This is a genomic window from Herbaspirillum lusitanum P6-12 (genome assembly GCF_000256565.1).
Classification (GTDB): Bacteria; Pseudomonadota; Gammaproteobacteria; order Burkholderiales; family Burkholderiaceae_D; genus Herbaspirillum; species Herbaspirillum lusitanum.
The window spans coordinates 1-456 of sequence record NZ_AJHH01000373.1; the positions used below are offsets into that span (position 1 = coordinate 1).

General features: G+C 62.3%; 1 protein-coding gene. It reads left to right on the top strand.

Annotated features, from left to right (window positions below):
* Nucleotides 1-456 (top strand): SDR family NAD(P)-dependent oxidoreductase (locus HLUSI_RS0111830; protein WP_016834181.1); only part of this gene is annotated, 456 nt, incomplete at both ends.

Here is a 456-nt window from a genome sequence, read left to right on the forward strand (position 1 = left end):
GTGCTGGTCAACAACGCCGGCTACGGCCACGAAGGCATCTTCGAGGAATCCGGCATGGAGGCATTGCAACGCCAGTTCGACGTCAACGTGTTCGGCGCGGTGGCGGTGACGAAAGGGTTCGTGCCCTTCATGCGCCAACGCAGGCGCGGCCACATCATCAACATCACCTCGATGGGAGGCATCATCACGATGCCCGGCATTGCTTATTATTGCGGCAGCAAGTTTGCGCTGGAAGGCATCTCGGAAACCTTGGGGAAAGAACTCAAGGCCTTCGATATCTTCGTCACGGCTGTTGCGCCTGGATCGTTTCGCACCGATTGGGCGGGCCGCTCGATGGTGCGTTCGCCGCGCAGCATTGCTGACTACGACGCGCTGTTCGATCCTATCCGCACCACGCGCGCCGAGCGCAGCGGCAAGCAGACCGGCGATCCGCGCAAGGCGGCGCGGGCGATGCTG